The sequence below is a fragment of the Pseudonocardia sp. DSM 110487 genome (assembly GCF_019468565.1).
Taxonomy (GTDB): domain Bacteria; phylum Actinomycetota; class Actinomycetes; order Mycobacteriales; family Pseudonocardiaceae; genus Pseudonocardia.
This window is the reverse complement of record NZ_CP080521.1, coordinates 75,212-87,257: the sequence shown is the minus strand read 5'-3', so window position 1 is coordinate 87,257 and position 12,046 is coordinate 75,212. Positions and strand designations below refer to the sequence as shown.

The following is a 12,046-nucleotide window of genomic DNA, read 5'->3' as shown; positions in this document are numbered from 1 at the left end:
GCGTCCTCAGCGGTCGGAGTTGCGAGCGGCCAGCTCGGCCAGCATCTGGTTGTAGGCGACGAGCTCCGGGTCGTCCGCCGGCGGTGGCGCGGCGTCACGCGGACGCGGGCCGAATGGCGACGGGGCGTCCGGGGCCGTGGCCGGGCGTGGCTCCTGCAGTGGCCGGGCCACCGGCTCGTCGGCGGCCGGGGCCGCTTCCTCCAGCTTCGCCGCCTCCATCCGCAGCATCCGCCACCACATGACTGCGAAGAACACGGCGAACAGCGGCCACTGCAGCCCGTACCCGACGTTCAGCGCGCTGCCCATCGCGGACCCGGCGCGCTGCCACTGCCACACGGCGAGCCAGCCGCACGTGGCCATCGCGCCGAGCGTGAGCACGTGCCAGACGACCCACCTCGGGGAGAGGATCAGCCGGCGCACGCGGTTCAGACTACCCGTGGCCGCGTCCTGTGGGCCCCAGGTCGATGCGCTTCGTGATCCAGGCGGTCGCTGGCAAGGCGGAGGCGCGAGCCGATGTATTGGACATACCCGGTCGTGCCGACAACGCAGTCAGCGGCCGTCTGGGCGCGAAGCGCGCGGCCTGGGGCCCACAGGGCGCGGCCTAGTAACGTCCGCGACCGTGACCGCTCTCCGGGACTGGATCGCTCCGCCACCTTCCGGAACGGCCCTCCTGACCGACCCGCGGACCCGCCGGATCGTCGGGCTGGAGGTGCTGGTCGTCCTCACGGTGACGCTCGGGCTGTCCGCGGTGCGCAGCGGTCTCGCCCTGCTCGACGCCGTGATGCAGCCGGTGCCGCTCAACGAGCAGCAGGTGGCGCTGAACGCCCCGGCCGCGGAGGTCGGGCTCATCGATCTCGCGCTGCAGCTCACCCGGGTACTCCAGCTCGTCGGCTGGGGCGCGCTGGGCGCCTACCTGCTGCTGCGCGCCGGCTTCGCGATGCGTGACGTCGGGCTCGATCGCCGCCGACCGGGCCGCGACGCGCTGGGCTCGGCCGGCCTCGCCGCGCTGATCGGCATACCCGGATTGGGCCTGTACCTCTTCGCCCGCGCGATCGGGGTGAGCGTGACGATCGCGCCCACCACGCTCGACGACACCTGGTGGCGGGTGCCGGTGCTGCTGATGTCGGCGGCCGCGAACAGCTGGGCCGAGGAGGTGGTGATGGTCGCCTACCTGATCACGCGGCTGCGCCAGCTCGGTTGGTCGGAGAACCGGTCCGTCGTCGCCCAGGCCGTGCTGCGCGGCTGCTACCACCTGTACCAGGGGCTCGGCGGGTTCGTCGGCAACGTCGTGATGGGGCTGGTGTTCGGCCGAGTCTGGCAGCGCATCAACCGCCTGTGGATGCTGGTCGGCGCCCACGCCCTGATCGACTGGGTGGCGTTCGTCGGATACGCGGCCCTCTCCGGCCGGGCGTCCTGGCTCCCCTAACGGGGTCGTGAGCGGATACGAGTGCTATAGCCCGCGTATCCACTCACGGCCCGGTCAACGCAGGGTGATCTGCTTGCCGGCCAGTGCGTCGCGGGCGCGGCGCTCGGCATCGGTGAGCGGGGCGTCCTCGGCGAGTGCGGCGTCCAGCCGCTCCGAGAAGGCGGAGAGGGGCTCGCTCCACTCCTTGGCGTGCAGCTCGCGATCGAGGTCCCACACCGGCACGAGCAGGCCGTGGGCCCGGAACGATCCGGCGTACCGGGCGTCGTCGGTGAGGGCCAGCTCGCCGCGCGCCTGGAGCCGGGCCAGCGCCGCCAGCAGCGCCTCCTCCGGCTCGGGCCGCACCCACCGCAGGTGGGCCTTCGACCCGGTGTCCACCCAGTACGCCGCCCGGACACCGGGGGCCGCCACCGGCTCGGTCGGCATGATCACCTTGTTGGCCCGTTCCAGGGCGGCGGTGACGTCCGGGCTCGGCTCCGCACCGTCCTCGGCCGGGGGGATCCACCAGCCGAAGTCCGCGTGCACGGTGACGTCGAGCGCGGCCTCCGCGTCGAGCACGTCCTGCATCCGCACCAGCTCGCCCGCGATGCCAGGCCCGACGACCGGCAGCGCCGATCCCGGCTCGGCCGACTGCGCCCACCGCAGCGCCTTCGCCAGGTCGGCCGACAGGTCGCCGGAGTGCGCCTGCACCTGCATGCCGAGCAGGATCGAGCCGTCCGGGCGCACGACCGCGGCGGCCGCCCCGGGCAGCACGGTGGCGAGCGTGACCGGAGCGCCGCCCGGTTCGCGCAGCGGCAGCGGCGCCGTGGCCGACGGCAGGAACTCGCGCATCGCGACCAGGTCGCACTCCGCCGCGAGGCCCTCGAACGGCCGGATGACGATCACGTCGTCACCGGCGCCGTGGCACGCCTTGAACCGCTTGCCCGAGCCGCAGGGACAGGGGCGGCGGGGGTTCTCACCCGCGGGCGCCGCCTTGGCACGTGTCTTCTTGGCCATGGTCCGGCAAACGTTAGTGGGTCCGGCGGAGCAGGATGGGATCGCCATGGCCCCATTCGACCCGGGTGATCCCGACTTCCTCGCCGACCCCTACCCCACGTTCGCCGCGCTGCGCGCGCAGGCCCCCGTGCACGAGCACCCACTGCTCGGCATCCCGGTCGCGGTGTCCCACGCCGCGTGCTCGGAGGTGCTGCGCGGGCGCGACCTTGGCCGGATCTGGGTCGATGCCGAACCCGCCGCCGACTTCCCGGCCTTCAACCTGCTGCACCGCAACTCACTGCTCGAACGCGAGGGCTCACCGCACGACCGGCTGCGCAGGCTGGTGGCGGGTGCCTTCAACCGTGGCCACACCGCCCGCCTCGAGCCGGGCGTGCGAGCGCTCGCCGATCGGCTCGTGGCCGAGCTCGTCGATCGCATCCGGGCCGACGGCAGCGCCGACCTGATGGCGGGGGTCGCCGCGGTCCTGCCGGTCGAGGTGATCGCGGACCTGCTCGGCGTACCCGAGCCGGAACGCTCGGCGCTGCGCGGCTGGTCCAACACGATCGTCACGATGTACGAGCCCGACCCCGGCCGGGTGCGGCGCGCGGACGCGGAGCGGGCGGCCGCCGAGTTCGTGGAGGCGCTGCACGGGCTCGCCGCCCACCGCAGCCGGCACCCCGGCGACGACCTGATCACCGACCTGTTGGACGCCGACCTCGATGGCGACGAGCTGGTCGGCACGGCCGCGCTGCTGCTCATGGCCGGCCACGAGGCCACGGTCAACGTGATCGGGAACGGTGTACTCGCCCTCCTGCGCCACCCCGGGCAGTGGCAGCGGCTCGTCGCCGACCCGGGGCTCGACGCGACCGCGGTCGAGGAGCTCATCCGCTTCGACCCTCCCCTGCAGCTGTTCGAGCGCACGGCCGTGGTGGACACGGCCGTGGCGGGCCACCCGGTGCCGGCCGGCACGAAGGTCGCCGCCCTGCTCGGCGCCGCGGCCCGCGACCCCGCCGTTTTCGCGCGACCGGACGAGCTCGACGTGGCCCGGCAGCCGAACCCGCACCTCGGGTTCGGCGCGGGTGTGCACTACTGCCTCGGCGCCCCGCTCGCCCGGGTGGAGGTGGCGGCGACGATCGACGCGCTGCGCACCGCGCTTCCGGAGATGCGGCTCGCGGCCGAGCCGCCGCGGCGCCCCGACTTCGTCATGCGCGGGCTGCGGGAGCTGCGGCTGGCGACGGGGTGAGTCGCGTCATGGCCATCGCGCCGACATAGGCTCGCGCCGGCGGGAGCGGCCGACTGGAGGACCGAGTGCGACTGCGTGACCTCGTCGCAAGGCCCGAGCTCGGCCTGAGCGTGGCGACCGCCCCCAGCGCGGCGCTCGACGAGCCGGTGCTGCGGCCCTACGTCACCGACCTGCCCGATCCCAGCCGGTTCCTCCGGCCCGGTGATCTCGTGCTGACCAGCTGCCTCTGGTACCGCGACGCGGCCGACAGCGCGCGGTTCGCCGACGCGCTCGCCGACGCGGGCGCCCGGGGCCTCGTGGTCGGGCTGCTGGTCACCCGCACCGTTCCGGCCGGGCTGGCGCGGGCCTGTGCCCGGCGCGACCTGCCGATGCTGGTGATCGACGAGCGGTACTCGTTCAGCGCGGTCTGCGAAGCCGTGCTCGCCGAGACCCTGCCCGCACCCGCGACGGCGATCGCGAGGGCGGCCCGCTTCCACCGCAGGCTGCTCGGCGCGGTGGGGCCGGAGGACGGCGTGCCGCGGGCGCTCACCGCCTTCGCCGACGAGTTCGGCATGGCGTGCTGGGTGCTCACGCCCACCGGGCGGGTCGGTGGCGCCGCCGGCACCCCGCCCGACGAGGCCGCGGTGTCCGCCGTGCGGCGCGCGGTCCTACCCGGGCGACCCGGGCGGCACCCCGTTGTGGTCGACGGCGCCCCGTGCTCGGCCTGGAGCATTCCGGACGGCCCCGGCAGCCCGCACGGCCACCTCGTGCACCCCGGGCGGCCCGACGAGCTCGACGCCACCACCACGGAGGCGCTGCGCAGCCTGCACGGCGTGCTGACGCTCCAGCTGGAGCTCGCCGCCCAGCGCACGGCGGCCGAGCGAGCGGCGGTCGGCGGGCTCGTCGCGCTCCTCGACGCCGACGCGGCGGCCCCCGGGGAGGTCTCGGCGCACCTGCGCGTGCTCGGCGCCGATCCACGGCTGCCGACGGTCGCGGTCGTCGCGACGATCGTCGCGCCTGCCGGCACCGGCGAGCGCGCGCCGGGTGGGGCGGCGCTCCCCCTGCTCGAGGAGCTGCTCGCCGCGCCCGGACGGCACCTGCTCGGCACCGTCGACGATGGCGCGGACGGCGTCCTGCTCGTGAACGGCGCGACCGAGGCCGACGGCCTGGTCCGGGCGGTGCACGCCGCCGCGGAGAGCTGGCGCCCGCTGCTGCGCGACCGCAGGCTGCTGGTGGGGATCAGCGAGGCCGCCACCAGCGTCAGCGCACTGAGCTCGGCGCTGGAGACGGCCCGGCGCCGCCGGGAGGCCGCCGCCGAGGCCGCGCCCGGCGAGCCGGTGCACGTCGTGTCCGGCACGAAGGTCGACTCGCACCGGGCACTGCTGTCGGCCGTGCCCGCCCGGCTGCGGCGCACGTTCGGCCGCCAGCTGCTGGCCCCGCTCCTCGACTACGACGCGCTGCACGGCTCGGACCTGGTCGGCACCGCGGCGTCGTTCCTCAACTCGTGCGGCTCGTGGCAGCGCTCCGCGGAGGAACTGCACGTGCACGTCAACACGCTGCGCTACCGGATCGCCCGCATCGAGCAGCTGACCGGGCGCAGCATGTCGTCCATGCACGACCGGGTCGACCTCTACCTGGCGTTGAGCTGCCATGACGAGGCCGACGGCGGCCGCTCAGCCGGGTAGCGCGCCGGACAGCACCCGGCCGCGGCACACCACTGCCGCGATGTTCGCCGGATCCAGGTCCTCGATCCGCTCCCACGGCCGCCCGCGCAGCACCACGAGGTCGGCCCCGAAGCCCGGCGCGAGCCGGCCGACGTCGCCGCCGATCCCGATCGAGTCCGCCGCGTCGGAGGTAGCGGCGCGCAGCGCACGTGCGGGGTCGATGCCGAGCACCTGCACCATCCGGGCCACCTCGGCCATCTGGTCCCCGAAGCGCACGAAGTAGCCGCTCGCATCGGTGGCCAGCACGAACCGGACGCCCGCGGCCGCGGCGGCCTTCAGCAGCGCGTCGCGCCGCTCGACGAGCTCTGCGGCCTTCTCCCGCGCCTCCCCGGTGGCCCCGCGCCCGGCGGCGATGATCTCGTTGATCAGCAGCGTTGGGCCGACGGGGATGTTCCGCCGGGCGAGCTCCGCCGCCTCCGGCTCGGCGAGCTCGGTGCCGTGCTCGACGGAGTCGGCGCCGACCTCGATCGCGATCCGGATCCCCTCGGCCGAGTGCGCGTGGGCCGCGACGAGCATCCCCAGCGCGTGCGCCTCGTCGATCGTCGCTTCCAGCTCGGCGCGGGTGTGGTTGCGCCAGCCCACGCGGTCGCCGACGGACAGCACGCCGCCGCTGGTGAAGATCTTGATGCCGGTGATCCCCGCCCGTGCCCAGCGGCGGACGAGGGCGCGGCAGGCGTCCGGGCCGTCGGCGGTCGGCGGCCGGTTCCTGACCGCCGCAGGGGTGAACAGGTCCAGGTGCCCTGCCGTCATCCCGACCGGCCCGCTGACCCGAACCCGTGGGCCGGGCAGGATCCCGCTGTCGAAGGCACGGCCCACGGCCACCTGCGCCTCGTCACCGGCCAGGTCGCGCAGCGTCGTGACGCCTCCGCGCAGCGCCTTCCCCGCGTTCGCCGCGGCGTGCAGCGTCTGCTCCTCCCGGGTGGTGACGAGCGGCCACGTGAAGGTGTCGCGGCCGGCGGGATCGCCCTGCTCGCCCGCGAAGCCCAGCATGTGGACGTGCGTGTCGACCAGCCCGGGGATGGCGCACAGCTCGGGCAGCCGGTCCCGCTCCGCCGCCTGCACCTCGGTGATCCGTCCGCCGCTCCACGTGAGCACGGACGGGCCGCGGTCGGCATCGCCATCCCACAGCCGGATCCCGTCGAGACGCCCGTCCATCAGTTGGCCTCCCCGGACAGTTCCGCCTTCCAGCGCTCGCGCTGCTCGGGCGGGGCGAAGCAGGCGTCGAACGAGTTCGTGGCGAGCGTCCGCAACGCCGCGTCGTCGAGGCCCAGTTCGCGAGCGACGGCACGGTAGTTGTCGTCGACGTAACCGCCGAAGTAGGCGGGGTCGTCGCTGTTCACGCACACCACGAGGCCCTCGTCGAGCATCGCGGGGAGCACGTGGTCGGCGAGCGTGTCGACCGCGCGCAGGCTGACGTTCGACAGCGGGCAGACCGTGAGCGGCATCCGCTCTGCCCGCAACCTGCGCACCAGGTTGCCGTCCTCCATCGCCCGGATGCCGTGGTCGATCCGTTCCACCTCCAGCACGTCGAGAGCCTCCCAGACGTAGTCGGGGCCTGCCTCCTCCCCCGCGTGCGCCACCCGGTGGAGGCCCTCGGCCGCGGCCATCCGGTACACGTCGCGGAACAACGACGGCGGAAAACCGACTTCCGCCGAGTCGAGCCCCACACCGATGAACCGCTCCCGGAACGGCAGCGCGGCGCGCAGGGTCTCCTCCGCGGCCTCCGGACCGAGGTCGCGCAGGAAGCACAGGATGAGGTCGGCCGAGATCGGGCTCTCCGCGAGCGCGGCGCCGAGCCCGTCGAACACCGCGGCGAGCGGTACGCCGTTGCGCAGGTGGGTCTGCGGGTCGAAGAACAGCTCCGCGCGCCGCACCCCGGCCGCCGCGGCACGGGCCAGGTAAGCGCCGGCCAGCTCATGAAAATCCTCGGCCGTGCGCAGGACCGCCAGGTTGGCGTAGTAGATGTCGAGGAAGGACTGCAGGCTCGTGAAGCGATAGCGGGCGCGCAGCGCGGCGACGTCGGTGGTGGGCAGCGCTACGTCGTTGCGCGCGGCGAGCCGGACCAGCAGTTCGGGTTCGAGGGTTCCCTCGACGTGCACGTGCAGTTCCGCCGTCGGCAGCATGCGTCGAGCCAACCGGATCAAGGCCGCCCGCGGCTTCGGAGGAGCGTCCAACGTTCGCCGGGCGGTACGGCGCGCGGTTCGGGGGAAGCTCCGAGGGGTGCCACGGCGTCAACACGGTGGAAACGTCATCGGAGGATCGTCCATCCCCCGACGCGAGTGACCCGCGGTTTTTCGTCACTGTGGAGATGTCCCGGCTCCGACCGGCCTGATCTACTGCACGGCATGCCTCCCCGTCCACTGGATCTCGACCGGCGCGGCTTCCTGCGACTCACCGGGGCCGCGGGCGGGCTCGCGCTGCTCGCCGCATGCGGCTCCGGCGGGGACTCGGCCGGATCCGGCGACGGGTTCGGCAGCGTCGCGATGCAGCTGTCGTGGGTGAAGAACGTCGAGTTCGGCGGGCAGTACATGGCCGACTCCCGCGGCTACTTCACCCAGGCGGGGTTCTCCGGGGTCGAGCTGCTCGCCGGCGGCGCGGCGGGCACTTCGGCGGAGACGGCGCTGGTCACCGGCCGGGTCTGGATCGGCATCTCGGCGCCGCTGATCACGGCACCCGCCGTCGCGCAGGGCGCCGAGCTGAAGATCGTCGGGGCGACGTTCCAGAAGAACCCGTTCGCCGTGATCTCCCTGGAGAGCGCCCCGATCCCCGATGCCCGCGCCATGATCGGGAAGCGGATCGGCGTGCAGGACTCCAACGACATCGTGTGGAACGCGCTGCTTGCCGCGAACGGCATCGAGCCGGGCCAGGTGACCCGGGTGCCCTTCCAGTACGACCCCACGCCGATCACCACGGGCGACGTGGACGGCTACATCGGCTACTCCACCAGCGGTGCCGCCACGCTGAGCCGACGCGGGTTCCCCGCCACCCAGTTCCTGTTCGCCGACAACGGGCTGCCGCTGGTGGGCGAGACACTGGTGGTGGCGCAGCAGACGATCGACGAGGAGCGGGACAAGCTCAAGGCCTTCCTCACGGGGCTGGCCCGCGGCTGGTCCGACGCCGTGGCCGAGCCCGCCGAGGCGGCCCGGCTGGCCACCGAGGTCTACGGCAAGGACCAGAACCTGAACGCCGGCGAGCAGGAAGCGATCATGCGCCGCCAGATGGAGCTGATCGTCTCACCGGAGACGCAGTCGAACGGGCTGCTCACGGTGTCGGACGAGCTCATCGCCGCGAACATCACGTCGCTCCGCCTTGCCGGCATCGACATGCCCGCCGAGCAGCTGTTCGACCTGGCGCCGCTGCGGGAGGTCTACCGGGACAACCCCGGTCTGGGGGCTTGATGGCAGGCAACGGGTCCGGGATCACGCTGACCGGCCTGGAGAAACGGTTCACCCTCGGGCGCCGCGAGGTCACCGCGCTCGACGGCGTCGACCTCAGCACCGAGCGCGGCACGTTCGTGTCGCTGGTCGGGCCGTCGGGCTGCGGCAAGTCCACGGTGCTGCGCATCCTCGCCGGGCTGGAGACGCCCAGCGCGGGCACGGCGCTGGTGCACGGCGAGGGCCCGCAGGAGCTACGCGGCCACCACCACCTCGGCATCGCGTTCCAGGACCCCGCGCTGCTGCCGTGGCGCAGCGTGCTGACCAACATCAGGATGCCGCTCGAGGTGGCCGGGATCCGGCCCGAGCCCGGGCTCTTGACGGACCTGGTGGAGCTCGTCGGCCTGCAGGGCTTCGAGAAGGCCAAGCCCGCCCAGCTCTCCGGCGGGATGCGGCAGCGGGTGTCGATCGCGCGGGCGCTGGTGCTGCGGCCACGGGTGCTGCTGCTCGACGAGCCGTTCGGGGCGCTCGACGACATGACCCGGCAGCGGCTCAACCTGGAGCTGCTGCGGATCTGGACCGAGCAGCCCGCCACCACGCTGATGGTGACGCACGGGATCGCGGAGGCGGTGTTCCTCTCCGACGTCGTGGCCGTCATGAGCCCGCGTCCGGGGCGGATCCTCGACCTCGTCCCGATCGACCTGCCACGACCGCGCACGGTGGACATGCAGCGAAGCCCGGAGTTCCACGCGCTCCACGACCGCGTGTCCGACCTGGTGTTCAGCGCCAAGGGCGAGCAGGCGTGACGCGGCGCGGCTGGGCGGGCGCGGCGATCGGCATGGCGCTGCTCGTCGGCTGCTGGTGGCTCGTGGCAGTCACGGCGTTCCGGGCGAGCGGGGCGGTACCCACACCGGCGGCCGTCGTCGGCCAGTTCGTCACCGACGGGTTCGGCTTCTACTGGTCCAACGCGGCGATCACGCTGCGCGGGGCGGGGCTCGGCTTCCTGTGGGGCAACGCGCTCGCGCTGGCGATCGCCGTCGTCGTGCTGCTGGTTCCGGCGGTCGAGGGCGTCGCCACCCAGCTCGCGGTGATCAGCTACTGCATCCCGCTGACCGCGATCGGCCCGATCATCCTCGTGGTGTTCGGCGGCCGCACGCCCACGGTGTTCCTCGCCGCCCTCTCCGTCTTCTTCACCACGCTGATCGGCGCCCTGCTCGGCCTGCGGGCGGCCGATCGCGCGAGCCTCGACGCTGTCACGGCGTTCGGCGGGAACCGCTGGCAGCGGCTGGTGAAGGTCCAGCTGATCGCCGCCCTGCCGGCGACGCTCAACGCGCTGAAGATCGCAGTCCCGGCCGCGATGCTCGGCGCGATCGTCGGCGAGTACCTGGGCGGCGTCGACAGCGGCCTCGGCGTGGTGCTCACCGTCGCGCAGCAGCAGTACGAGGTCGCCCGCACCTGGGCACTCGCGTTGCTGACCGGCCTGCTCGCCTTCATCGGCTACGGGCTGGTCGCCCTCGCCGCCCGGCTCGTCACCCCGTGGGCAGGGGCGGTTTCCGGCCCGGGCACGCCGAGCGCGCGCGGCCTCCGCGTCGAGGGGAACGGCCCGGTGGCATTCCTGCGCGCTGTCGGGCGGCTGGTGCTGCCGCTGGTCGTCTCCGCGGTGGTCGTGCTGGCGCTGTGGATCGCGTTCCTCGAGGTGTTCGACATCAGCCGGATGGTCGGCAAGCCCCCAACGGCGGTGTGGGCCTACCTCGTGACCGACGACGACGCACAGGCGAACCGGGCAGCCGTACTGGGCGCGCTGCTCGTGACGCTGCGCGACGCCGCCATCGGGTTCGCGGCAGGCCTGATCGGAGCGCTCGCGGCGGCCGTGGTGTTCGTGCTGGTGCGCAGCCTGGAGCGCACGCTGATGCCGGTCGCGATGCTGCTGCGCTCCGTGCCGCTGATCGCGATGACCCCGATCATCGCGCTGGTATTCGGCCGCGGCCTCGTCGGCGTCGCCGTGATCGGCGCGATCGTCGTGTTCTTCCCGGTGCTGGTGAACGTCGTGTTCGGCATGCGCTCGGCCAGCAGCTCCGCGATCGACCTGGTGCAGGCCTACGGCGGCGGCCGGGTGACGGCGCTGCGAAAGGTGGCGCTGCCCTCCGCGCTTCCCGCGCTGTTCGCATCGGCTCGCATCGCCGTGCCAGGAGCGCTGATCGGCGCGCTGATCGCCGAGTGGCTGATCACCGGTGAGGGCATGGGAGGCGCGATCCTGCGTGCCGTCGGCGGTTTCCGCTACGACGAGCTGTGGGCTTCCGTGGTGGTGCTCACCGCCACGTCGATCCTCTGCTACACCGCGGTCGGTGTGCTCGAGGCTGCCGTGCTGACCCGGTTCTTCCCGCAGGCAGGCGACTGACCTGCGTCGGTGTCAGGCGGGCGCCGGGTTGACCCGCATCAGCACCTCGCGCCTGCGGGGCGCCGCGGGGGCGAGCAGCCGGGTGATCCGGAGCACGAGCCGCGCCGTGACGCCCGCGGTGACCGCCGCGAGCAGGTCGAGCACCGCGTGCAGCACGACACCGTCGGCGCGCGCCTGGACTCCGGTGCGCAGCGACCACAGCAGCACCACGACCGTGAGCACCACACTCGCGGCCCACAGCCCCCACCAGACGAGCACCAGCCGCGACGGCCGCGGGCGCCGGTCGGCCGGCAGCCCGATGGCGCTGTGCTCGATCTCGGCGAGCACTGACCCGGGGATCGACAGGTTCAGCCCGGGCACCAGCCACCCGAGCACGATCATGCGCGGGGACCGGGACGGCCGGACCTGTGCCCGATCGCCCGCCGCCTGCGCGGCGCGGACCGTCCACAGCACCATCAGCACGCCGACCACGAGGCTCAGGATGGGGGCGACGGTGCCCGCGGACGCGACGAGGGCGTCCGAGGCCGCCACGGCTTCTGCCTGGAGCGCGCCGTCGCGGCTCGCAAGCAGGAGGACGTACCGCCAGACCTCGGCGCCGGAGGCGAGCAGCGCAACCGCCGCGGTGGCCCACAGCAAGGGAACGAGGGAGCCCACGAGCGACCGCGTGCCGACCAGCGGATCCGGGTGCGGCTGCTCCGGCTCCGGTGACTTCCACGGACCGAGCGGGAACCCCCACCGAGGCAGCAGGCGGTACCGCGGCGGCCCGGTGTAGCGGGCCCGCACGGGCACCCGCCGGGGCTGTGTGATGCCGGGAGGGGGTTCCGCCACCCAGCGCAGGGCGGCGAGGTAGCGGCCGCAGAACGGGCAGAACGGTCCTCCACCGGCGGGAGCCTGGCGGCCACAGCGGGGGCACGGCGGGCCCATGCCGCC

General features: G+C 73.8%; 11 protein-coding genes. 6 read left to right on the top strand and 5 right to left on the bottom strand.

Annotated elements, in window-relative coordinates:
• Positions 1 to 6 precede the first annotated feature (6 nt).
• Positions 7 to 420: a hypothetical protein gene (locus K1T35_RS00435; RefSeq protein ID WP_220258217.1), complete on the bottom strand. Its 414-nt coding sequence runs from the start codon at positions 418 to 420 to the stop codon at positions 7 to 9.
• A 199-nt stretch (positions 421 to 619) separates the two neighbouring features.
• On the opposite strand from K1T35_RS00435, the gene K1T35_RS00430 reads away from it, so the two are divergent.
• Positions 620 to 1,426 carry a CPBP family intramembrane glutamic endopeptidase gene (locus tag K1T35_RS00430; RefSeq protein ID WP_220258216.1) on the top strand — a complete coding sequence of 269 codons (807 nt, stop codon included), beginning with the start codon at positions 620 to 622 and terminating at the stop codon, positions 1,424 to 1,426.
• Positions 1,427 to 1,480: 54 nt separating this feature from the next.
• Here the strand turns inward: K1T35_RS00430 and K1T35_RS00425 are convergent, their stop codons facing one another.
• Positions 1,481 to 2,419 (bottom strand): DUF5926 family protein, encoded by a 939-nt coding sequence (locus tag K1T35_RS00425; RefSeq protein ID WP_220258215.1) that lies wholly within the window; start codon positions 2,417 to 2,419, stop codon positions 1,481 to 1,483.
• A gap of 46 nt (positions 2,420 to 2,465) precedes the next feature.
• Here K1T35_RS00425 and K1T35_RS00420 point away from each other — a divergent pair, with 46 nt between their 5' ends.
• Positions 2,466 to 3,641 (top strand): cytochrome P450, encoded by a 1,176-nt coding sequence (locus tag K1T35_RS00420; protein ID WP_220258214.1) that lies wholly within the window; start codon positions 2,466 to 2,468, stop codon positions 3,639 to 3,641.
• 65 nt (positions 3,642 to 3,706) lie between these two features.
• Positions 3,707 to 5,305 (top strand): PucR family transcriptional regulator, encoded by a 1,599-nt coding sequence (locus tag K1T35_RS00415; RefSeq protein ID WP_220258213.1) that lies wholly within the window; start codon positions 3,707 to 3,709, stop codon positions 5,303 to 5,305.
• Here K1T35_RS00415 and K1T35_RS00410 read toward each other — a convergent pair.
• Positions 5,294 to 6,499 carry an amidohydrolase family protein gene (locus K1T35_RS00410; protein ID WP_220258212.1) on the bottom strand — a complete coding sequence of 402 codons (1,206 nt, stop codon included), beginning with the start codon at positions 6,497 to 6,499 and terminating at the stop codon, positions 5,294 to 5,296. The genes K1T35_RS00415 and K1T35_RS00410 overlap by 12 nt on opposite strands.
• The gene (locus tag K1T35_RS00405) at positions 6,499 to 7,467 is read right to left on the bottom strand and encodes an adenosine deaminase (protein ID WP_220258211.1); all 969 of its coding nucleotides are present in this window, start codon (positions 7,465 to 7,467) and stop codon (positions 6,499 to 6,501) included. Before K1T35_RS00405 ends, K1T35_RS00410 begins: the two co-directional genes overlap by 1 nt.
• A 222-nt stretch (positions 7,468 to 7,689) precedes the next feature.
• Here K1T35_RS00405 and K1T35_RS00400 point away from each other — a divergent pair, with 222 nt between their 5' ends.
• Genes K1T35_RS00400 through K1T35_RS48620 form a run of 3 tightly spaced genes read left to right on the top strand, consistent with a single transcriptional unit; the run spans position 7,690 to position 11,116 of the window.
• Positions 7,690 to 8,742: an ABC transporter substrate-binding protein gene (locus K1T35_RS00400; RefSeq protein ID WP_220258210.1), complete on the top strand. Its 1,053-nt coding sequence runs from the start codon at positions 7,690 to 7,692 to the stop codon at positions 8,740 to 8,742.
• Positions 8,742 to 9,524, top strand: coding sequence for an ABC transporter ATP-binding protein (locus tag K1T35_RS00395; RefSeq protein WP_220258209.1), 783 nt, complete (start codon positions 8,742 to 8,744; stop codon positions 9,522 to 9,524). The genes K1T35_RS00400 and K1T35_RS00395 overlap by 1 nt, the downstream gene beginning before the upstream one ends.
• Positions 9,521 to 11,116 (top strand): ABC transporter permease, encoded by a 1,596-nt coding sequence (locus K1T35_RS48620; RefSeq protein WP_255621437.1) that lies wholly within the window; start codon positions 9,521 to 9,523, stop codon positions 11,114 to 11,116. The genes K1T35_RS00395 and K1T35_RS48620 overlap by 4 nt, the downstream gene beginning before the upstream one ends.
• Positions 11,117 to 11,128: 12 nt before the next feature.
• Here K1T35_RS48620 and K1T35_RS00380 read toward each other — a convergent pair whose 3' ends face one another.
• The gene (locus K1T35_RS00380) at positions 11,129 to 12,040 is read right to left on the bottom strand and encodes a DUF4328 domain-containing protein (RefSeq protein ID WP_220258208.1); all 912 of its coding nucleotides are present in this window, start codon (positions 12,038 to 12,040) and stop codon (positions 11,129 to 11,131) included.
• Positions 12,041 to 12,046 lie beyond the last annotated feature (6 nt).